We start from the raw sequence: 21,756 nt of genomic DNA on the forward strand, positions 1-21,756 counted from the left end.
ATTATCTTTGTGGCGATGGAGGGATAGTATGGCAAAAAGAGATTATTATGAAATTTTAGGTGTATCAAAAAGTGCTACGGATCCAGAAATAAAAAAAGCTTACCGTAAACTATCAAAACAATTTCATCCAGATATAAATAAAGCAGCAGATGCAGATGCAAAATTTAAAGAAATTACTGAAGCATATGAAGTTTTGAGTGATGGCAATAAACGAGCAGCATATGACCAATACGGACATGCTAGTACTGATCCTAATTTTGGTAATAGTGGTGGCGGTTTTGGTGGTGGCTTTGGCGGCGGCGGATTCAACGGCGGTGGATTCGAAGATATCTTTGAATCATTCTTTGGTGGTGGCGGTCGTACAGCTAACCCTAATGCTCCAAGACAAGGTGAAGATTTACAATATCGAATGGACTTAGAATTTGAAGAAGCTATTTTCGGTAAAGAAACGACGATTCAATACAATAGAGAAGCAGAATGTAAAACATGTCATGGTGATGGAGCTAAACCAGGAAGTCACCCAGTAACGTGTTCGAAATGTCAGGGTTCAGGAACATTGAACGTAGCACGCAATACACCACTTGGCCGAGTAATGACTCGTCAAACGTGTGATGTTTGTCAAGGAACAGGTAAAGAGATTAAAGAGAAATGTCCAACTTGTTATGGTTCAGGACGGATAAAAGAAAGACATTCTGTGAAAGTAACCGTTCCAGCAGGTGTCGAAGATGGCAATCAAATGCGGTTAAATGGTCAAGGCGAAGCAGGGAAAAATGGCGGACCTTATGGAGATTTATATGTTGTATTCCGTGTTAAATCAAGTGATTTATTTGATCGAGATGGTGCAGAAATTTACTATGAATTGCCAATTAGCTTTATCCAAGCAGCATTAGGTGATGAAATAGAAGTACCAACGGTTCATGGGAAAATTAAATTAAAAATTCCAGCAGGAACCCAAACGGGTACTAATTTCAGATTAAAAAGTAAAGGAGCTCCACGTTTAAGAGGAGCTGGCAGTGGCGATCAACATGTTAAGATAAAGCTTATTACACCAAAAGACTTATCTTCAGAACAAAAACGGATTTTGCGCGATTATGCAAAAGAGAGTGGCATCGAAGTAACAGAGCAAGATGAGTCAACTTTCGGAAAACTTAAAGACGTATTTAAAAAAAGATAAAAAATAAATAAAAAGAAGCCTAGAACATTTTCTAGGCTTCTTTTTGGCTAAAGCACTTATTCTAAACATTGTAATTAAGCTGTTTGACTGTTATAATTTAAAGTGACACTTTTTGGAATAAAACATGGAAGTAGGCATTAATTAAATGAATAAAAATGAACTAATTGAAAGACAAAAAAATATGCGAAACTTTTCTATTATCGCTCATATTGACCATGGTAAGTCTACTTTAGCAGATCGTATTTTACAAATGACACGTACTGTAGCAGACCGTGATATGCAAGAACAGTTACTGGATTCAATGGATTTAGAGCGTGAAAGAGGCATAACCATTAAATTAAATACAGTTGAATTAAATTATACAGCTAAAGATGGAGAAACCTATACATTCCATTTAATTGATACACCAGGTCATGTCGATTTTACGTATGAGGTTTCAAGAAGTCTGGCAGCTTGTGAAGGGGCAGTACTTGTTGTAGATGCTGCACAAGGAATAGAAGCTCAAACACTAGCAAATGTTTATTTAGCCTTAGATAATGAGCTAGAAATTCTCCCTGTTATAAATAAAATCGACTTACCAGCTGCAGATCCTGAGAGAATTAGAAAAGAAATCGAAGATATTATTGGTCTAGATGCAAGTGAAGCTGTTTTAGCTAGTGCTAAAAGCGGTCTTGGAATTGAAGATATCTTAGAGCAAATTGTCGAAAAAGTCCCAGCACCAGATGGCGATTTAGACGCTCCATTAAAAGCTCTTATATTTGATTCGGCTTATGATTCTTATCGAGGCGTTGTTTTAAATGTTCGTATCATGGATGGCATTATCAAGCCAGGCGATACGATGAAATTAATGAATACAAATAAAACATTTGAAGTAGCAGAAGTTGGTGTCTTCTCACCAAAACCAATTAAAAGAGACTTTTTAATGGTAGGTGATGTTGGTTACGTAACAGCTAATATCAAAACAGTCCAAGATGCTCGTGTTGGGGATACGATAACCTTAGCAACTAATCCAGCATCGGAATCATTACCTGGTTATAGAAAAATGAATCCTATGGTTTATTGTGGCATGTACCCGGTTGATTCATCCCGCTTTACTGATTTACGTGAAGCGTTAGAGAAATTGGAATTAAATGATGCGGCACTACAATTTGAAGCAGAAACTTCTCAAGCATTAGGATTTGGCTTTAGATGTGGATTTTTAGGCCTTTTGCATATGGATGTTGTCCAAGAGCGACTTGAAAGAGAATTTAACTTAGACTTAATTACAACAGCACCTTCTGTAATTTATCATGTTAACTTAACCAATCAAACTCAGTTAGTTGTCTCAAATCCAGCTGATATGCCAGAACCTGGTGTGATTGAGTCAATTGAAGAACCGTATGTAAAAGCAAATATTATGGTTCCGAATGATTACGTAGGAACGGTTATGGAAATTTCTCAGCATAAACGTGGCAATTTTATTGCCTTAGATTATTTAGATAACAATCGAGTCAATGTTGTGTATGAGATTCCTCTATCTGAAATTGTTTATGATTTCTTTGATAAGTTAAAATCTAGTACAAAAGGTTATGCTTCTTTAGATTACGAAATGATTGGTTATCGAGAGAGCCGTCTGGCAAAAATGGATATTCTTTTAAATGGAGAAAATGTGGATGCATTGAGCTTTATTGTCCATAATGATTTTTCTTACAATCGAGGTAAAGCAATTGTTGAAAAGTTAAGAAGTATTATTCCAAGGCAGCAGTTTGAAATTCCAATTCAAGCAGCCATTGGAAGTAAAATTCTTTCTCGTTCAACTATTAAGGCATTACGCAAGGACGTAACGGCTAAATTATACGGTGGAGATGTTACACGTCGCCAAAAATTACTGAAAAAGCAAAAAGCTGGTAAGAAAAGAATGAAACAGGTTGGATCCGTTGAAATTCCGCAAGAAGCGTTTATGTCCGTCCTTAAGATTGATGACGAGAAGTAACGGTTTGCTTAATAAGTAAAAAAGAGCAGAGACTGAAATAGTTTTATTATGAAACTTCTAATAAAAGATGAATGTAAATCTTTATTAGAAGTTTTTTATTGCAATAAAATAAGTATTGTCTGTATTCAAAAATGATTCGTCATCAAAAAAAGAACGTTGAGTAAATCTGAAAGGATGTTTTTAATGAATCTCTTCGTTAGTTTTATTTGTGTGATAGGATTTACCTTAATTCATTATTTCTCAAAATATATGTCCTTCGCAGATAAGGCGCCCCGAAGTAAATTTTTGTCTTTTTCTGGTGGCGTTGCAGTTTCTTATGTTTTTGTTGACCTGTTACCTAAGCTAAACGAATATCAGTTAATTTTACTCGTTCGTTTAGAAAATAGTATCTGGCGTAATATAGAAAATCATATTTACATCATTGCTTTATTAGGCTTAGTATTATTCTACTCTTTAGAACGGTTGGCAAAGAGAACGAAAAATGATTTACAATTAACTGAAAAAACGAAAGCTAATGTATCTGTTTTTTGGATTCATATGAGTGCCTTTTTCGTTTACAATGCAATTATTGGGTACCTACTAGTTAAAGAACCATTTGAAAATTCTTATGGAATACTATTTTACTTCTTAGCACTAAGTGTTCATTTCATAACAAATGATTGGTCACTCAGAAGAGATCACGTAAAAGTATACGATCAGTATGGAAGGTATCTTTTAATAGTAGCGCCTATAATAGGCTGGCTTATTGGTGCATTGACTGAAGTAAACGAGTTTGTCTTATCTATCCTACAGGCTTTTATAATCGGTGGAATTGTCCTAAATGCTTTAAAAGAAGAGTTGCCAGAAGAAAAAGAAAGCAGCTTAGTTAGTTTTTTATTAGGTGCAGTAGGCTATACGCTACTAATATTATTGATTTAGTTGATTATTTTACTTAGGTGTACGTCTCTTTCGGTATTAAGTCCGTGTCCATCGATAGTTATTGGTACTTTAAGCAATCATGTTGCCTGATTGTTAGAGATAGTCGAAAAGGTCGTATTAGAGCATGGCGGAAGTGTAAAAGCTGTCATGCTAAGCTACCTCTATTAAAAAGTGAGTTAATCGACTAAGGAGTTAGAAAAGATGAGTTAATGATTTTGAATGATGAAATTTATAATGATTACCCATAATAGTAGATGTCGTTTAAATGCTAAATCTCATCAAAATAGAGTTGTTTTTAAGCCGTGAAGAGTACATTCGAATAAATTAGACTATTAGTATGGTGACTTTAGTAGCAGCAAGGAAAAACTGAAAAAAATAGAAAGAAACCAAACGATTAAGTTTAAATAGTTAACAGAATTCAAACATTTTATATTATAAAAAAACTTAAATGAAAATAACTATTGATTAATAGAGGTTGTTTCTGGATAATAGAGAAGGAAGTTTAAGTGTGAGTTGAAAACGCTTGTTTGAAAGCTTCCTTTTGAATGGAGGAAAAGTTTTGGATGTACAATTAATGGTGTCCCAATTTTTAGGGGGACTAGGAATTTTCTTGTTTGGTATTCAGATTATGGGCGATGGACTAAAAAAATCTGCGGGTGATAGTTTAAGAGATTTACTAAATCGCTTTACATCTACTCCCTTAAAAGCTGTTTTAACCGGTGTACTTGTGACAGTATTGCTTCAAAGTAGTTCTGGAACAACCGTTTTAACTGTTGGTTTAGTTAGTGCCGGCTTTATGAAGCTTCGTCAAGCTATTGGCGTTATCATGGGAGCTAATATAGGAACAACAATTACTGCATTTATAATAGGAATTAATGTTGGAGAATATGCACTTCCCATCTTAGGAATTGGCGCAATCTTGCTCTTTTTCTTTAAAAAACAACTAATCAATAATACTGGACAAATTATGTTTGGCTTTGGTGCGTTATTTTATGGACTAGAATTAATGGGTAGCGGAATGGCTCCTCTTGAAAATTTGCCAGCGTTTACTGATTTGATGGTTAACCTTTCTAATCACCCTATCCTAGCAGCGTTTACTGGAACAGGAATGACCCTTATCATGCAAAGCTCTAGCGCAACAGTCGGTATTTTACAGAAACTTTATATGCAAGGAAGTGTTTCCTTGAGTGCTGTATTGCCAATTTTATTTGGTGACAATATTGGCACCACGATCACAGCGATTCTAGCAACAATTGGAGCAAGTACTGCTGCCAAAAGAACTGCTGGTGCACATGTACTGTTTAATGTTATCGGAACCATTATTTTCTTGATTTTTCTAAATCCATTCACCGGACTAGTTATTTGGTTTGGCCAAACACTGAATTTAAATCCTGCATTGCAAATTGCATTTGCTCACGGCCTATTTAATATTGGAAATGTTTTGATTCAGTTTTGGTTTATTAATAATATTGCTAAGTTAATGGAAAAAATTATACCTGGAAAAGATGCCATAGTAGAGTACGATACAACTAATTTGGATACAAAATTTATTCAAATTTCACCTAACTTAGCATTAAATCAAGCTAAATTAGAAATCAATCAAATGAGTAAATTTGCTATTGAAGAATTCCAGCATTCTTTCAGCTATTATCGAGAACAAAATGAGAATGACCTGAGTACAGTGGTGACTTTAGAAGAAGCTGTTAACAATATTGACAGACGATTGACTGAATACTTAATGGTTATTTCTGCAGAAAAATTAACAATAGCTGAATCAAATGAGCTAAGTGCTTTAATCGACGTTATGAAATATTTGGAACGTATAGGAGACCATAGTGAAAATATTGCTAATAATATAAAAGATATTATTAAAATAGAGAAGAAAAAGAAATCTAAAAATAAAGAAAAAGGACGTACAAATGGCGAAAAACCATTCCTTTACGACCAAGATGTCATTGATATGTTTGAAATGGTAGAATCTATCGTAAAAAATGCTATTCGTGCATATGAAGAAGATGATGAATCATTAGCTAATAAAGTGATTAGTCAAGATCCATTGATCAATAAAATGGAAATCAAAATGCGCAAAAAATATATTGAATCAGTCAACAATGGAACCGAACGATCTGGTGATGGGATTTTATTTATTGATATTGTTTCAAGTTTAGAGCGTATTGGAGATCATTCTGTTAAAATTGCACGCCATGTAGAAAACAAGCAATCGTTTCATACAATTTCAGATACCTTTGAAAAAACAAAAGAAAAATTTTTTTCTTTTGATAATGACTGAAAATAGCAACTAGTTTTATTAAAAAATTGGAACGATACAAGAAAAGGAGCAAAAGTGATTATATCTTTTGTTTCTTTTTTTGTATGATGACTGAATTTGTATTGAAATACCCTTTTTTTAGTTTTATTTACGACTATCTATCATTTGTTGTATACTTATAGCGAAAGATGAGTTATTTATTTTGGATAGGTACAAACTTAAATAAATTCTGGCTTGATTCAACTAAAAGGATAGAAGAAATGGATGAGGCAACCCATAATTATGCATTGAAAAGAACGCTAAAATTAATCTTCAGATACGAAAAAGCAAGGATGATTTATATTCACTTTATGCATACTCATCAGATAGTAAATACAGTAGTACAAAAAAGCTTGTCACATACTAGTTTGATTCGAACAATAAACTAGTATGCTGGAATTGAACAAATAAAACAAAAAGGTAAAGAATAGTTTTGGTTAGGAAACGACTTTTTAGCATATAATTGAGAGAAATGAGGAATTAAAATGATAAAACAAGACATGATTGATTACTTAGATAGTAAAATGAGTGAAGCTAACTTAGACTTTGATTGGTCGATTGAATGGAAAAAAAGACAACATGCAATTGAAGTTTCCTTCACGATTTATGCACAAACAGATTCTAATTTAGTTATTCAAGATATTGAAGGAACAGTGAATACGGAAAATATCATCCAATTTGAAGATACAATTTGTTTTTATAATCCTGAAAAATCAAAAATAATACTAGAGGATTATTTAGCAACGATTCCTTTTGATTTTAAACAAGGAATCGAGAAAGGTTCAATAGATGCTTTTGTAAAAATTCTTAGAATTATTGTTACAGAAGGGCAATCAGATTTATTAGATTTCTCTACAGATCCTAGTATTGAGACCTTTGAAATGGAATGGAATCAAGCTAATTTTGAACAGACAATCCAAACGTTAAAGGAAACTAATCGCTATAACACAGAAAAAGTTTTATACCCAAAATTCTAGCACTAACTAAATAATGAACTAAAGAGGAGCCAAAGAATAAAAATGAATTGGATTGAAGTAAGTGTACAAACAACAACTGAATCTGTCGATGCTGTTTCAACTATTTTAATTGATGCAGGTTCTGAAGGGGTCTCTATTGAAGATAGTCAAGACTTTTTTAATGTTCCAGATGATGGATTTGGGCAAATATGGAAGCTAGATAGAAACGATTTCTTAGAAGAAGGAGCATTAGTAAAAGCTTACTTTCCAGAAAGTTTATTCTCTCCAGAAATTATTTCTAGTATCAAGGAACAAATCCTTAACTTGAAATTAATTGGCTTATCTATCGAACCAAATATTCTAACTATTTCAGAAGTTGCTGAAACAAACTGGGCTACTGCTTGGAAGCAATACTATTATTCATTAAAAATTACACGGTTTTTAACAATCGTTCCTAACTGGGAAGACTATAAAGCAGAACATGCAGATGAGCGCATCATCAGATTAGATCCAGGCTTAGCTTTTGGAACAGGGACACATCCGACAACTATCCTATCGCTGCAGTCATTAGAGAATTGTATTAGAGGCAATGAGACGGTGCTAGATGTTGGAACGGGGTCAGGTGTATTAAGTATTGCTGCCAAGGCATTAGGTGCAGGGAAAGTCCATGCATATGATTTAGACGATGTAGCTGTTAGGTCAGCCTATGATAATATTCAATTGAATGATTACGCATTAGATGTTGAAGTTGCTGCAAATAATTTGTTAGCAGGAATTGAAATAGAAGCAGATATTGTTGTCGCTAATATTTTAGCAGAAATTATCTTACCTTTGATTCCTCAAGCTTGGACGGTATTAAAACCAGGTGGCTTATTTTTGACGTCTGGAATTATAGAAACAAAAAAAGAAGTTGTTCTAGCGCAACTGAAAGAACAGGAATTTGAAATCATTCAAGTATTACAAATGAAAGACTGGGTTGCAATTATTGCTAAAAAACCTGAAGAGGACGAGTAATATGCAACGTTACTTTATTGATGAAGAACGAAAAGCTAGTTACCAAACAACAGAAATTAGATTATTTGGTGAACAACATCACCATATGACTCGTGTGATGCGTATGGAGGTTGGAAAGACTGTCTACTTAGTCTTTCCTGACCAAAAAGCTATCGTAGCAAAGATAACGAAAATTGAAAGTGATTTTGTTAGTTTGTTATGGGTATCAGATGAAACAAGTAAAAAAGAATTGCCAGTAGAAATCACCATCGCTAGTGGGTTACCAAAAGGAGATAAGTTAGATTATATTATTCAAAAAGGAACAGAATTAGGTGCTTGTTTATTCATGCCTTTTCAAGCAAGTTTCTCCATTACAAAATGGGATAAAAAAAAGAGCGAAAAAAAGGTTATGCGTCTTAATAAAATAGCTCAAGAAGCAGCTGAGCAATCCCATAGAACTAGAATCCCAGAAGTAACATCTGTTTTATCTTTCAAAGAATTATCGAACTTAGCCACTTCTTATGATGCTTGTCTAGTAGCGTATGAAGAGAGTGCTAAAGAAGGCGAAATGACAAATTTTGCAAAAATAATAAATAAGTTACAACCCAACGATAAAGTTCTTATCGTATTCGGACCTGAAGGCGGGTTAAGTCGAGAAGAAATTACTATTCTTACTGAAGTAGGAATGACAACTTGTTCGCTAGGACCAAGAATACTAAGAACAGAAACAGCTCCGTTGTATGCACTAGCAGCCATTTCCTATCATTTCGAATTAAATAAATAGCAAAAAAGTGTCTTTTTTAATGGCACTTTTTTACTATTTACTAAGCAAATAATAAATCAAATAAGAGATTCATTTAAGTGTTAATGACTAGTAAATGAACGAAAGAGACTCTTGTAAGCATTGAATAAAGCAATCTTTATCGGTATAATAGCAGAAAGTTAAGAATGATAAAACTCGCTTTAGTAACGAGATAGTCTCAAAAATAACTAAACCAATACAACTAAAAGTAGGATCAACTAAAAAAGAAGGTGACAATATGCCAAAAAATAAAATCTATACATCGCAAGAGGTCATAGCTTTAACTGTTGCTTATATGAACAGTAACCATGTTGCTTTTGTCAAAAAAGCATGTGATTATGCTACTAAAGCTCATGAGGGACAGTTACGAAAATCTGGAGAAGCTTATATTATTCATCCTATTCAAGTCGCAGGCATATTAGCTGAGCTTAAAATGGATCCAGTAACTGTTGCAACTGGATTTTTACATGATGTAGTTGAAGATACTGATATTACGTTTGAAGATATCTCTAAAGAATTTACACCAGAAGTAGCTATGCTAGTTGATGGTGTGACAAAACTAGGGAAGATTGAGTTTAAATCACATGAAGAACAACAAGCAGAAAATCATCGTAAAATGCTATTGGCGATGGCCAAAGATTTACGTGTTATTATGGTTAAATTAGCGGATAGAGTTCATAATTTACGGACATTAAAATTCCACCGACCAGATAAACAAAGACGTATTGCAAATGAAACACTAGAAATTTATGCACCGTTAGCTGATCGTTTAGGAATTAGTAAAGTGAAATGGGAATTAGAAGATACTTCTTTGCGCTATTTAAATCCACAACAATATTATCGAATCGTGCATCTAATGAACTCTAAAAGAGAAGAACGAGAATCATATATTTCAAATACGATTCAAATTATTCAAGATTCAGTTGATGAATTGAGTATTCATGCGGATATTTACGGACGACCAAAACATATTTATTCTATTTATATTAAAATGAAAGATCAAAAAAAGCAGTTTAATGAAATCTACGACTTACTTGCTATTCGTGTGATTGTCGATTCAATTAAGGACTGTTATGCTGTCTTAGGTGCTGTTCACACAAGATGGAAGCCGATGCCAGGGAGATTTAAAGATTATATTGCAATGCCAAAATCTAATATGTATCAATCTATTCATACCACAGTTATTGGTCCTAATGGAAGGCCAGTAGAAGTACAGATACGAACAGAAGAAATGCATCAAGTAGCTGAATATGGTGTTGCAGCTCACTGGGCATATAAAGAGGGAATAACTAAGAAAATAGAAAGTTCAGATGTAGGAGAAAAAATATCCTGGTTTAGAGATATTTTAGAACTACAAAGTGAATCTCACGATGCAAGTGACTTTATGGAAAGTGTAAAAGGCGATATTCTCAGAGATAAAGTCTACGTGTTTACTCCTAAAGGGGATGTAAGTGAATTGCCATCAGGTGCTGGTCCATTAGATTTTGCTTACCATATCCATACAGAGATAGGGAATAAAACGATTGGAGCTAAAGTAAACGGTAAAATAGTGCCTTTGAATTATAAGTTGAAAACAGGTGATATTATTGAAATATTAACTTCACCCAATTCATCTGGTCCGAGTAGAGATTGGGTCAGTGTCGTTTCAACGAGCAAAGCAAAAAATAAAATTAAACGTTTCTTTAAATTGCAAGATCGTGAAGTAAATATTGTAAAAGGTCGAGAAGCTCTTGAAAAGCAGCTTAATGATATGCAATTTGTACCAAAAGAATTCTTAACGAAACAAAATATGAAACTTCTTTTAGATCGATTTAATTTCACACTTGAAGAAGACTTATATGCAGCAATAGGTTTTGGTGAAGTCACTGCGCTCGCTGTGGCCAACCGTTTGACTGAAAAAGAAAGACGAGTAAGAGAGACTGAAAAGAAAGCATTAGAAATTGAAACTATCGAAGTAAAATCAAAAAAAGAAACAGATAAAATTAAAGTTCGTCATGAAGGCGGAATCGTGATTCAAGGTGTTGATAATTTATTAGTAAGAATTAGCCGATGTTGTAGCCCGGTTCCAGGGGATCCAATTGTAGGATATATTACAAAAGGAAGAGGCATCTCTATTCACAGAACGGATTGCCCAAATGTAAAAGCTGCAAAAGATGTCGAAAATCGATTGATTGATGTAGAGTGGGAAGATACCTCATCACAAGGACAAGAATACGATGCAGATCTTCAAATTGAAGGGTACAATCGTTCTGGATTATTAAACGAGGTATTGCAAGTCGTGAATGGAATGACGCGTAATTTAAATAATGTCAGTGGTAAAGTAGATAATAATCGCATGGCGACCATTACATTGACTGTTGGAATTCCGAATCTAAATCAGCTAGAAAGAATTATAGATAAGATAAAAATGATTCCTGATGTCTATAATGTTCAAAGGATATCCTCTTAATAAAGGATAAACATTAAGATAGAAAAGAGGTTGAGTGTGAGAATCATTAGTCAAAGAAGTAAACAAGCAGAAATAAAAGTAGACAATAAAACGATAGCAGCTATCGAGCATGGCTTAGTCTTGTTAGTAGGAATAGAAGCAGCAGATACTAAAGAAGATGTTGATTACTTGGTTCGAAAAATAGCAGCGATGCGTATTTTTTCAGATGAATCGGATAAAATGAATTTATCTGTTCAAGATGTTGGCGGTTCTATATTATCTATTTCTCAATTTACTCTGCATGCAGAAACAAAAAAAGGAAATCGCCCAAGTTTTATTCAAGCAGCGAAACCAGAAATAGCTATTCCTTTGTATGAATTGTTCAATGAAGGATTAAGAAAAAATAATTTACACGTTGAGCAGGGTATTTTTGGTGCAGATATGCAAGTTTCTTTAGTAAATGATGGACCTGTTACAATTATACTGGATAGTAAAAGTAAATAAAAAACTTCTCTTTATCCATCTTTCAATAATGGATAAAGAGAAGCTTTTTTGTTAGGAAGAGAAATAGGTATTTAAGGCTTGATAAAGACTTTCAACAACGAATGCACGATAAGAATTTGTATAAATAGTTGCTTGGTCAACGGTATTATTTAGATAGCCTAGTTCTAAAAGGATAGCCGGTTGAGTATTTTCACGTAAGACATAAAAATTTCCAAATCGAGTCCCATTATTTGGTAGTGGATTATTTATCTGAAGTTGTTCGTTGATAGTTTCAGCTAAACCCACATCTTTTTCATTGTAATAATAAGTTGTTGTCCCACTAACTTCATTAGGGATTTCTGTTGAGTCGTAATGCAGACTGATGAATACATCAGCAGAAGCCTGATTACTGATACTAGCACGTTTCTCTAAACTAACAAATTCATCTGAACTTCTGGTTAAAATAACGTTAGCACCAGCTTGTTTGAGTTTACCAGAAAGGGCACTAGCTGTTTTTAAAGTAGCTTCCTTTTCATTATAATTTGGTGCGGGCGCTCCAGGATCTTCACCACCGTGTCCAGCATCAATGACAATTGTTGCTTCAGCTAAAGATGTAATATTAGCTGGAGGCGCAGCTAATTGACTTTCTGATAGGTCCACTACCCAGTTAGCGACATAACCGGTCTGACCATCATTGTTTTTAATCTTGTACCATTCACCTTCAGTACTTAAATAGGTGAAATTATCGCCTTTGTTGGCCTTAAAAAGAATGGTTTCATTAGTAGAAGGGCCCTTTCGAATATTTGTGCCTTCGAATCGTGCAGTAATGGTTTCAATAGAACTATCTTCATCGTTTTTCGTTGAAGCAATTATTGGAATAATGGATTTTTTTTCAGCTGTTATTTCGATTAAATCGGAACTAACCCAAGCCACTTGTCCATTAAACTGTACTTGAGTCCAATTATTTTGCTGAAAAAGAATAGTTAGCTCAGTACCTTGAGTAGCTTTACCTAAAATAGTAGCGTCTAAATTTCCTTCACTTCTGATATTCGCTATTTTAGTAGAAATAGTACCTACTTTATTTGATGCAACACTGAATTCTGTATTTCCTATCAACCAACTAGCAACCCAGCCAATTTGGTCGTTGCTTAATCGGATTTTATACCATTCATTTTCTTCGGATAGAATATTTATTTTTTCTCCACCGACAACTTGTGTCATAATATCATAAGACAAACCAGGACCAGTACGGATGTTTACAACACTTGCATCAACTTTAATCGTATTTTGGTTAGCAAGGACAAATGTGGAAAAAGTTGTCATACTAATAAATAAAAGAATAGCTAGAAAAAAAACTAAATTTTTTGGTTGCTTTAATTTATTGATTTTTTTCATGTAATCATTCACTACCTTCTTATTGAAAAATAAGTGCAAGCATTTAATCTTGAATTCTTTCTAATTATAGCAATTAACTGTCTTGTTATGCAATGAAAGAATGGCTCATTCACATAAGAAATGAAAGAGTTAGTAGAAAATCCTATTTTAGAGAACTTGACAAGTACAAAGCTTTCTTGTAATGTAACCATATTAGAACATAATTACCCATTGAGAGAAAAAGTAAGTTTAATAATGCGCAAACAGAAAGGACCATCTTGGCTGAAAATGGTTCCCATTATAAATCTGAATGACATTCTGGAGGGCTAATAGTGAAAAGCTATTACGTTACGAGCGTTAATCGTTGAGGAGAGTTTTGCTCTCAAAAAAAGGTGGTACCACGAGAACTAAAATTAAACTCGTCCTTATTCTGTTATGGAATAAGGGCTTTTTTTATTTTTATGATTATTATTAAGTTATTTATTAAACTAAGGAGTGTATATGATGCAAATTCAAAGACCAAAAGGAACAGCTGATTTATTGCCATCTAATTCATTAAAATGGCAATATATAGAAGAAACAGCAAAAATAATCTTAGGAGATTATCAGTTCAATGAAATTAGAACCCCTATTTTTGAAAGCTATGACTTATTTTCGAGAGGCGTAGGGGAGACAAGTGATATTGTATCTAAAGAAATGTATGACTTTTACGATAAAGGCAAGCGTCATATGTCTCTTCGTCCAGAAGGAACAGCTCCAGTTGTTCGTGCTTACGTTGAAAATAAACTGTTCGGACCAGAATACGCAAAACCTTATAAAGTGTATTACATGGGACCGATGTTTCGTTATGAACGACCACAAGGCGGTCGCATGAGACAATTTCATCAATTAGGTGTGGAAGTATTTGGCAGTATGAATCCAGCTATTGACGTTGAAACAATGGCACTGGCAATGGATCTGTTTAATGAGCTTGGTCTGAAACACTTCTCTTTAGTGATTAATTCACTTGGAGATATAGAAAGTAGAAAAGCTTATCGTGAAGCACTAATTGCTTATTTGGAGCCACATTTTGATCAATTAAGTGAAGAGTCACAAGTTAGATTGCATAAAAATCCTCTACGCGTTTTAGACAGTAAAAATAAAAATGATCAAGAAATTGTTAAAGATGCACCATCTATTTTAGATTATTTAAATGAAGAATCCAAAAACCATTTTGAAGCAGTCAAAGAAATGCTTGATGTCTTAGCTATTCCTTACCAAATTGATAGCAATATGGTAAGGGGATTAGATTATTACACTCATACTATTTTTGAAATCATGAGTGATGCACCCGGATTTGGAGCCATTACAACGATTTGTGCTGGTGGGCGATACGACGGTCTTGTAGAAGAAATTGGAGGACCTGCCACTCCAGGATTTGGCTTTGCTTTAGGCTTAGAAAGATTATTATTGACTTTAGAAGCAGAAGAGGTCGAGATACCTAATGAACATGAAGTAGATGTTTACGTTGTTGGCTTAGGTGAGTCAACAAGCATTGAAACATTAAAATTAGTGCAAACGATTCGCCAAGCAGGATTTTCTGCAGATCGAGATTATTTTGATCGAAAAGCAAAAGCCCAATTTAAAACAGCTTCTAAGTTAGGAGCCAAAGTTGTTTTGACGATTGGAGAAGAAGAGTTAAGCAATGGGGAAGTTAACTTTAAAGTCATGAAAAATAATACAGAATCAAGTGTTAAATTAAAAGACATTTATAAAGATTTTGAAAAAGTATTTAATATACAAACAACAGATATGACAGCATTTAACGATTTTTTTAATAAAGAAAAATAGACGATACTAGGAGTTGAGTGAAATGGCGGGACGCACAGAATATTGTGGAAGAATTTCAAAAGATTTATTAGGTCAAACTGTAATCTTAAAAGGTTGGGTTCAAAAGAGACGCGATTTAGGTGATTTAATCTTTATCGATTTACGAGATAGAGAAGGCATTATTCAAGTTGTTTTTAATCCAGTTTTTTCAAAAAAAGCATTAGCTATTGCAGAAACGGTTCGCAATGAATATGTTCTTGAGATAAAGGGAAAAGTGGTTGCTCGTAATGAAAATGTTATCAATAGAAATATTGCTACTGGAGAATTAGAAGTTGAAGTAGAGGAAATAACGGTTTTAAATGAATCAAAAACAACTCCTTTCTATATTGAAGATGGTGTGTCCGTTTCGGATGATAAACGATTAGAATACCGCTATTTAGATTTAAGACGTCCAGAAATGACTGAAAATTTCATGCTACGACACAAAATGACTCAGTCTGTTCGCAATTATTTAGATAATAAAGAATTTATTGATATAGAAACACCTTATTTGACAAAATCGACCCCTGAAGGTGCTCGTGATTATTTAGTCCCTTCTCGTGTGCATCCTGGTCATTTTTACGCCTTGCCTCAATCCCCACAATTATTTAAACAATTATTAATGGGTGCAGGCTTCGATCGTTATTATCAAATTGTTCGTTGTTTTAGAGATGAAGATCTGCGTGGAGATCGTCAACCAGAATTTACTCAAATCGATATCGAAACAAGCTTTCTAGAAGCAGATGAAATCCAACGTTTTACAGAAGAAATGTTAGTTAAAGTGATGAAGGATACAAAAGGAATTGAGATACCAAGGCCTTTTCCACAAATGGGTTATGAAGAAGCGATAAACCGTTTTGGCAGCGATAAACCGGATGTTCGTTTTGGCTTAGAACTTGTTCAAATCAGTGATTTAGTTAAAGATTCTGAGTTTAAAGTCTTTAGTGGAGCGGTATCTAATGGCGGAGAAGTCAAAGCAATAAACGTTAAAGGATCAGCAGACAAATTTTCTCGAAAAGATATTGATGCTCTAGGAGAGTTTGTTTCTATCTATGGTGCAAAGGGTTTAGCTTGGTTAAAAGTAGAAAAAGAGGAATTAAAAGGACCGATTGCTAAATTCTTTAAAGAAAATCCTCAAGACTTAATTAATCGTTTAGAAGCTGAACCTGGTGATTTATTATTATTTGTTGCAGATAAAAAATCAGTCGTATCGGATGCATTAGGAGCCCTTCGTTCTAAGTTAGCAAAAGATTTAGACTTAATTGATAAATCTGTATTTGCTTTTCTTTGGATTGTTGACTGGCCGTTATTAGAATACGATGAAGAAGCTAAGCGTTTTAGCGCCGCTCATCATCCTTTCACTATGCCTAGACAAGAAGATATCCCTTTATTAGAAACAGCACCAGAAAAAGTCCATGCACAAGCTTATGATATTGTTTTGAATGGCTATGAACTGGGTGGTGGGTCATTAAGAATTCATTCTCGTGAAATTCAAGAAAAAATGTTTTCAGCATTAGGTTTTACAAAAGAAGAAGCACAAGCACAATTTGGTTTCTTATTAGAGGCATTAGAATATGGTTTTCCACCTCATGGAGGAATCGCTCTAGGGTTAGATCGATTCGCAATGTTATTAGCAGGAGAAGAAAATATTCGCGAAGTTATTGCTTTTCCTAAAAATGGTCGGGCAGTCGATCCATTAACGAAAGCGCCAAGTCTAGTAAGTGAAGCTCAATTAGAAGATCTTTCGATTAAAACGTTAAAAATAGAAGAGTAAGCCATGAATAACGTACGCTTGTTCTAGCTCATTGTTAAATAGGTATTAAGAAACTTTTTATAAAAAGTTCTTAATGCTTATTTTTCTTAAATCGCTACTTGAAATACATTACAATAGTTGTAAAATTAAAGAAAGAGAATTAAAAGGAGGAAAAAGAATGACAACTAAAAGATGGACGGCTATTTCAATTGCAATTGGACTTTTTGTGCTTTCGTTTATCATCAGTGATTTAACATCAAAAGCTAATCCAACAGGGGAGCCAACTAATACAGTAATGGAAACAGCTAATTTATTTTTAGGACAACAAGCATTAGATGAATCGATCGTTTTCGAAGGAAATCAAGAAGAACGCATTGTATTGCTTGAAGTTAACGGAGCAATTGTAGCCAATCAAACGGCTAGTTTTTTAGACACATCTGGTTACAATCATACTTTTTTTATGGAGCAGTTAGAGGCTATAAAAGCAGATGATTCAATAAAAGGAATAGTATTATCTATTAATTCTCCAGGTGGCGGTACTTATGAAAGTGCTCAAATAAAAGATAAAATAGATGACATTCAAAAAACTACACCTATTCCCCTTTATGTTTCAATGGGCAATGTGGCAGCTAGTGGTGGTTATTATATAGCGGCTTCTGCAGATAAGATTTTTGCGTCAAACGAGACATTAACTGGATCCATTGGTGTAATTATGAGTAGTCTCAATGTAAGTGAGTTATATGAAAAAATTGGTATTGAGGATACAACTGTAAAGAGTGGCCCATTCAAAGATATTGGTTCTACAAGCAAGCAAATGACAAAAGAAGAAGAACAAATTTTACAAAGTCTAGTTGATGATTCTTATAATCGTTTCGTAACAGTTGTAGCAGAAGGTAGAAACAAAAAAATCGATGAAGTGAAAATCCTTGCAGATGGAAGAATTTACGACGGCGCACAAGCAAAGAAAATTGGATTGGTTGATCAAATAGGTTACCAAGAAGATGCTTTAGATGCACTAAAAAAAGAAAATAACATAGAAGATGCAGAAGTTTTTCAGTACTCTTCTGATTCGTTGTCATTTAAATCACTTTTATCTTCTAAAGTGAGTGAGGTAGCTACTCAGAAATCGCTTTCAGAAGAAATGATTACGGAAATAACAAAACAACTTAGTGATAGTCAAACTCCTAGAATGATCTACCTCTATGGAGGTAAATAAGATGGTTACTAAAAAGGAACTAACTGAAAAAGGCGAAACAAAAGAGTTAGATTTAAGTGAATTAAAACGTTTATTAATAGAAGAAGAAACCAATCTACAACATGAAAAGCATTTAATTCAACACGAAAAAGAAATTAACGAAAATAGTGATTATTTGGATAGTGGAGAAAAAGTAGTAGAGCAAGAAAAACACGAAAAAACTAAAACTCCTGAAGAATTGAGAGAGGAACGAAGACTTTATTGGAAAGAACAAAATAGGCAAAAACAAGTAGAGAAAACACCGTTTAATTATTACCCTCCTTTTTTTTATGGTGGCTTTTGGCTTCGTTTTTTTGCCTATCTGATTGATTTAATAATTGTTAGTAGTTTAAATCGTTTAATTATTTATCCATTCTTTGGGTTAACTCAAACATCAATGAGTACGGATTATGTATCATTGTATTCACTTAGTAAATTAACTGTATTTTTACTGTATTTTATTTTGATGACGAAATTAACTAATGGACAAACCATTGGAAAAATGATTTTTGGTTTAAGAGTTGTTTGTTTTAAGGAAGAAAGATTAAGCTGGATGACCGTTATTATTCGTGAAGGCTTTGGCCGTTACATTTTAAAAACAATCAGTTTTTTGTATTTATCCGTTCTCTTTACAAAAAGAAAGCAACACATTGTTGATTTATTTACTGATACATCAGTTGTATTAGAAAATACGCTACATGTAAAAGACTGGTATAAATCTGAAAACTTTATTCATATATAGATGAAAATGACCTGTTTGATTTGTTCTTTTAGCTGAACTACCTTACAATGAATAAGAGTTTAAAGAGAAGATTGGGGAGTAAAGAATATGGATTTATTAGGATCGCATGTTTCAATGAGTGGCAAGAAAATGTTGTTAGGTTCGGCAGAAGATGCTGCGAGCTACCGTTCAACTACCTTTATGATTTATACTGGTGCACCTCAAAATACGAGAAGAAAAGCAATTGAAGAGATGAATATTGAAGTAGGCACTGCTTATATGCAAGAACACGGATTATCAAACATAGTTGTTCATGCTCCTTATATTATTAATTTAGGAAATACGTTGAAACCTGAAAACTTTGCCTTTGGTATCGAATTTTTAAAAGCAGAAATAATACGTGCAGAAGCTCTGGGTGCGAGACAAATTACAATGCACCCAGGCGCTCATGTTGGCGAAGGAGCCCCAGCAGCCATCAAGCAAATTATTAAAGGACTAAATGAAGTCCTTCATAAAGACCAATTGGCACAAATTGCTTTAGAAACAATGGCTGGAAAAGGAACAGAAATAGGCCGTTCTTTTGAAGAATTAGCTGAGATTATTTCTGGAGTTACACTGAATGACAAGCTTTCTGTCACGATGGATACGTGTCATATAAATGATGCAGGATACGATGTTAAAACTAATTTTGATGGTGTCTTACAAGAGTTTGATAGTGTTATAGGCTTAGATAAATTAAAGGTCATTCATGTAAATGACTCAAAAAATCCACAAGGTAGTCATAAAGATCGTCATGCAAATATTGGTTTTGGAACAATAGGTTTTGAGGCTTTAAATGCTGTAGTTCATCATCCCAAGTTAAAATTATTACCCAAAATATTGGAAACTCCTTTTGTTGGAGAAGATAAAAAAAATAAAATAGCACCTTATGGGCACGAGATAAAGATGTTAAGGTCGCAAGAGTTTAACCCTAATTTATTAGAAGATATTTTAAATCAAAAAGACTATTAAACGATTAAACAAAAGTTAATGATTTTTTATAGCAAAAAGTTTAGTATTCAGATATTTTGTGTCTTTTTATTTTTTATACCTAATTTTATTGTGTAATTAGACCAAGTAAGAAAGCACTAAAATTAATTTTTAACCTATTTTCCGACTAAAGTCTCATCTACTTTTTATTTTTTTAACGTATAATGATAGAGTACTCATAGTAATTCGGATTCAAAAATGAATAATAATAGAAAGAGGGAATTTTTTATGAAAAAAGGAATGAAAATAGCTATTGGTGTTATTTTAGCGTTGGTGATATTGGTTGTACCATTTATTGGTTCTTATAACGGTTTAGTACAAGAAGAAAGTAATGTTGATGTTGCATGGTCTCAAGTAGAGTCACAATTACAAAGAAGAAATGATTTGATTCCTAATCTTGTTAACTCAGTAAAAGGTGTTATGACACAAGAACAAACTGTTTTTGGAGATATCGCTGATGCACGAGCTAAGTTAGCAGGCGCTGGCTCAGTAGAAGAAACAATTGATGCAAATAATGACGTGTCTTCAGCTTTATCTCGTTTATTAGTTGTTGTTGAAAATTATCCCGATTTAAAATCAAATCAAAACGTTACAGCATTAATGGACGAATTAGCAGGGACAGAAAATCGAGTAGCAGTTGAAAGAAAACGATACAATGAAGCTGTTCAAGGATACAATAACAAGGTTAAACGTTTCCCTGGATCAATTATTGCAAGTATTACTGGTTTCGAATCTAAGCCCTATTTTGAAGCTGTAGATGGTGCTGAAGTGGCTCCGGAAGTGAATTTCGACTAAATCGTTTTATATTATTCAATCGTATCGTTTATTTAAAGGAGGAAAACATGTGGAAATAGACAAGAAGAGTACTAAATTTCTATACTTTCTAGTCGCATTCAGTTTAACTTTCCTTTACTTTAGTCCGCTAAACGTAAGGGCTGCTACTGAATATCCCGAACCATCAACAAATTTTTATGTTTTTGATGAAGCAAATTTATTATCACCAGAAACAGAGAAATTTATCATTGATACAAATAAACAGTACGAAGATACAACTGAACAACCTCAAATTGTTGTCGCAACTATCGATAGCCTAGATGGCGATATAATAGAAAATTATAGTGAAGAGTTGTTTAAAAAGTGGGGTATTGGTGGCGAAAGGCTAGATAATGGCGTACTAATTCTAATGGCCGCAAAAGAACGTGAAATCCGTTTTGAAGTTGGATATGGTTTAGAAGGTCCTTTGACAGACAGTGGGACAGGTGCTATCTTAGACCGGAATATAGAAGACCTAAAAAACAATAATTTTGATACAGCTTTGAAAAATATTTTCACCGAAACAGCTGTTAAAGTCAATACAGAGTATAATTTTGATAATGAAGAAATCTTTTCTGGGTATCAAGTTGATGAAACAGCTTACGGTGATGAAAATGGTGGGGGTATGTCTACTGTTTTCATTATTCTAATTATTTTTTTCCTTGTAAGTAATTTCTTTTCAGGTGGTAGTGGTGGTTCTGGTGGACGTCGTTCAAGAAGTATCTTACCCTTTTTAATTGGAATGTCTGCAGGTGGTGGCGGTCGAGGCGGCGGTGGTGGTTTTGGCGGCGGCGGCGGTTTCGGCGGTGGAGGAAGCTCTGGCGGCGGTGGATCTAGTCGTGGGTTTTAATTAAAAAAATAAAAGAGGCTGAAACAAAAATATAAAGCTCTTCACTAAGATAAGAATGATAAAAAGGCTTAAAATCAATCTTTATAAAATTGATTTTAAG

The 21,756-nt window shown here is 33.9% G+C and carries 18 protein-coding genes and 1 other annotated feature; of the genes, 17 read left to right on the top strand and 1 reads right to left on the bottom strand.

All coding sequences use genetic code 11. From position 1 onward, the window contains the following. The first annotated feature begins 28 nt into the window (after positions 1 to 28). The 10 genes from dnaJ to dtd all read left to right on the top strand — a co-directional run bounded on the left by dnaJ (position 29) and on the right by dtd (position 12,055). Positions 29 to 1,174: a molecular chaperone DnaJ gene (dnaJ, locus tag ACMHYH_RS05015; RefSeq protein WP_414840234.1), complete on the top strand. Its 1,146-nt coding sequence runs from the start codon at positions 29 to 31 to the stop codon at positions 1,172 to 1,174. Between the two features lie 145 nt (positions 1,175 to 1,319). Beyond that, on the top strand, positions 1,320 to 3,146 hold the full coding sequence (gene lepA, locus ACMHYH_RS05020; protein WP_414840235.1) for a translation elongation factor 4: 1,827 nt from the start codon (positions 1,320 to 1,322) through the stop codon (positions 3,144 to 3,146). A 285-nt stretch (positions 3,147 to 3,431) separates the two neighbouring features. Further along, positions 3,432 to 4,064 (top strand): hypothetical protein, encoded by a 633-nt coding sequence (locus tag ACMHYH_RS05025; protein ID WP_414840236.1) that lies wholly within the window; start codon positions 3,432 to 3,434, stop codon positions 4,062 to 4,064. Positions 4,065 to 4,623: 559 nt separating this feature from the next. Then, positions 4,624 to 6,354 (top strand): Na/Pi cotransporter family protein, encoded by a 1,731-nt coding sequence (locus ACMHYH_RS05030; RefSeq protein WP_414840237.1) that lies wholly within the window; start codon positions 4,624 to 4,626, stop codon positions 6,352 to 6,354. A gap of 167 nt (positions 6,355 to 6,521) precedes the next feature. Continuing rightward, entirely contained in the window at positions 6,522 to 6,761 is a 240-nt protein-coding gene (locus ACMHYH_RS05035; RefSeq protein WP_414840238.1) for a hypothetical protein, read from the top strand. Positions 6,762 to 6,857: 96 nt separating this feature from the next. Continuing rightward, entirely contained in the window at positions 6,858 to 7,349 is a 492-nt protein-coding gene (locus ACMHYH_RS05040) for a DUF3013 family protein (protein WP_414840239.1), read from the top strand. Positions 7,350 to 7,391: 42 nt separating this feature from the next. Continuing rightward, complete coding sequence (prmA, locus tag ACMHYH_RS05045; protein WP_414840240.1) at positions 7,392 to 8,342, top strand: 50S ribosomal protein L11 methyltransferase; 951 nt, start codon at positions 7,392 to 7,394, stop codon at positions 8,340 to 8,342. Between the two features lies 1 nt (position 8,343). Next, a complete protein-coding gene (locus ACMHYH_RS05050) occupies positions 8,344 to 9,105 on the top strand; it encodes a 16S rRNA (uracil(1498)-N(3))-methyltransferase (protein WP_414840241.1) in 762 nt (253 codons plus the stop codon). A 256-nt stretch (positions 9,106 to 9,361) separates the two neighbouring features. Beyond that, the gene (locus ACMHYH_RS05055) at positions 9,362 to 11,572 is read left to right on the top strand and encodes a RelA/SpoT family protein (RefSeq protein WP_414840242.1); all 2,211 of its coding nucleotides are present in this window, start codon (positions 9,362 to 9,364) and stop codon (positions 11,570 to 11,572) included. 36 nt (positions 11,573 to 11,608) lie between these two features. Next, positions 11,609 to 12,055 carry a D-aminoacyl-tRNA deacylase gene (gene dtd / locus ACMHYH_RS05060; protein ID WP_414840243.1) on the top strand — a complete coding sequence of 149 codons (447 nt, stop codon included), beginning with the start codon at positions 11,609 to 11,611 and terminating at the stop codon, positions 12,053 to 12,055. Between the two features lie 51 nt (positions 12,056 to 12,106). Here dtd and ACMHYH_RS05065 read toward each other — a convergent pair whose 3' ends face one another. Continuing rightward, positions 12,107 to 13,429 (bottom strand): N-acetylmuramoyl-L-alanine amidase, encoded by a 1,323-nt coding sequence (locus tag ACMHYH_RS05065; RefSeq protein WP_414840244.1) that lies wholly within the window; start codon positions 13,427 to 13,429, stop codon positions 12,107 to 12,109. 201 nt (positions 13,430 to 13,630) lie between these two features. Then, positions 13,631 to 13,838 (top strand) — a binding site (T-box leader). 74 nt (positions 13,839 to 13,912) lie between these two features. Here ACMHYH_RS05065 and hisS point away from each other — a divergent pair. The 7 genes from hisS to ACMHYH_RS05100 all read left to right on the top strand — a co-directional run bounded on the left by hisS (position 13,913) and on the right by ACMHYH_RS05100 (position 21,656). After that, entirely contained in the window at positions 13,913 to 15,238 is a 1,326-nt protein-coding gene (hisS, locus tag ACMHYH_RS05070; protein ID WP_414840245.1) for a histidine--tRNA ligase, read from the top strand. A gap of 22 nt (positions 15,239 to 15,260) precedes the next feature. Continuing rightward, entirely contained in the window at positions 15,261 to 17,030 is a 1,770-nt protein-coding gene (aspS, locus tag ACMHYH_RS05075; protein ID WP_414840246.1) for an aspartate--tRNA ligase, read from the top strand. Positions 17,031 to 17,187: 157 nt separating this feature from the next. Further along, entirely contained in the window at positions 17,188 to 18,225 is a 1,038-nt protein-coding gene (gene sppA, locus ACMHYH_RS05080; protein ID WP_414840247.1) for a signal peptide peptidase SppA, read from the top strand. 1 nt (position 18,226) lies between these two features. Then, the gene (locus ACMHYH_RS05085; RefSeq protein ID WP_414840248.1) at positions 18,227 to 18,985 is read left to right on the top strand and encodes an RDD family protein; all 759 of its coding nucleotides are present in this window, start codon (positions 18,227 to 18,229) and stop codon (positions 18,983 to 18,985) included. An 87-nt stretch (positions 18,986 to 19,072) separates the two neighbouring features. After that, positions 19,073 to 19,975, top strand: coding sequence for a deoxyribonuclease IV (locus tag ACMHYH_RS05090; protein WP_414840249.1), 903 nt, complete (start codon positions 19,073 to 19,075; stop codon positions 19,973 to 19,975). A 246-nt stretch (positions 19,976 to 20,221) separates the two neighbouring features. After that, on the top strand, positions 20,222 to 20,788 hold the full coding sequence (locus ACMHYH_RS05095) for a LemA family protein (protein ID WP_414840250.1): 567 nt from the start codon (positions 20,222 to 20,224) through the stop codon (positions 20,786 to 20,788). A 49-nt stretch (positions 20,789 to 20,837) separates the two neighbouring features. Further along, positions 20,838 to 21,656 (top strand): TPM domain-containing protein, encoded by an 819-nt coding sequence (locus ACMHYH_RS05100; protein ID WP_414840251.1) that lies wholly within the window; start codon positions 20,838 to 20,840, stop codon positions 21,654 to 21,656. Positions 21,657 to 21,756: the final 100 nt, after the last annotated feature.

This window comes from Carnobacterium sp. TMP28 (genome assembly GCF_047553015.1).
Taxonomy (GTDB): Bacteria; Bacillota; Bacilli; order Lactobacillales; family Carnobacteriaceae; genus Carnobacterium_A.

Bases quoted from the DNA above. Each gene is read 5' to 3' on its own strand.
- dnaJ (WP_414840234.1), top strand. From the start codon at position 29: ATGGCAAAAAGAGATTATTATGAAATTTTAGGTGTATCAAAAAGTGCT.
- lepA (WP_414840235.1), top strand. From the start codon at position 1,320: ATGAATAAAAATGAACTAATTGAAAGACAAAAAAATATGCGAAACTTT.
- ACMHYH_RS05035 (WP_414840238.1), top strand. From the start codon at position 6,522: ATGAGTTATTTATTTTGGATAGGTACAAACTTAAATAAATTCTGGCTT.
- ACMHYH_RS05040 (WP_414840239.1), top strand. From the start codon at position 6,858: ATGATAAAACAAGACATGATTGATTACTTAGATAGTAAAATGAGTGAA.
- prmA (WP_414840240.1), top strand. From the start codon at position 7,392: ATGAATTGGATTGAAGTAAGTGTACAAACAACAACTGAATCTGTCGAT.
- ACMHYH_RS05050 (WP_414840241.1), top strand. From the start codon at position 8,344: ATGCAACGTTACTTTATTGATGAAGAACGAAAAGCTAGTTACCAAACA.
- ACMHYH_RS05055 (WP_414840242.1), top strand. From the start codon at position 9,362: ATGCCAAAAAATAAAATCTATACATCGCAAGAGGTCATAGCTTTAACT.
- ACMHYH_RS05065 (WP_414840244.1), bottom strand. From the start codon at position 13,429: ATGAAAAAAATCAATAAATTAAAGCAACCAAAAAATTTAGTTTTTTTT.
- hisS (WP_414840245.1), top strand. From the start codon at position 13,913: ATGCAAATTCAAAGACCAAAAGGAACAGCTGATTTATTGCCATCTAAT.
- aspS (WP_414840246.1), top strand. From the start codon at position 15,261: ATGGCGGGACGCACAGAATATTGTGGAAGAATTTCAAAAGATTTATTA.
- sppA (WP_414840247.1), top strand. From the start codon at position 17,188: ATGACAACTAAAAGATGGACGGCTATTTCAATTGCAATTGGACTTTTT.
- ACMHYH_RS05085 (WP_414840248.1), top strand. From the start codon at position 18,227: ATGGTTACTAAAAAGGAACTAACTGAAAAAGGCGAAACAAAAGAGTTA.
- ACMHYH_RS05090 (WP_414840249.1), top strand. From the start codon at position 19,073: ATGGATTTATTAGGATCGCATGTTTCAATGAGTGGCAAGAAAATGTTG.
- ACMHYH_RS05095 (WP_414840250.1), top strand. From the start codon at position 20,222: ATGAAAAAAGGAATGAAAATAGCTATTGGTGTTATTTTAGCGTTGGTG.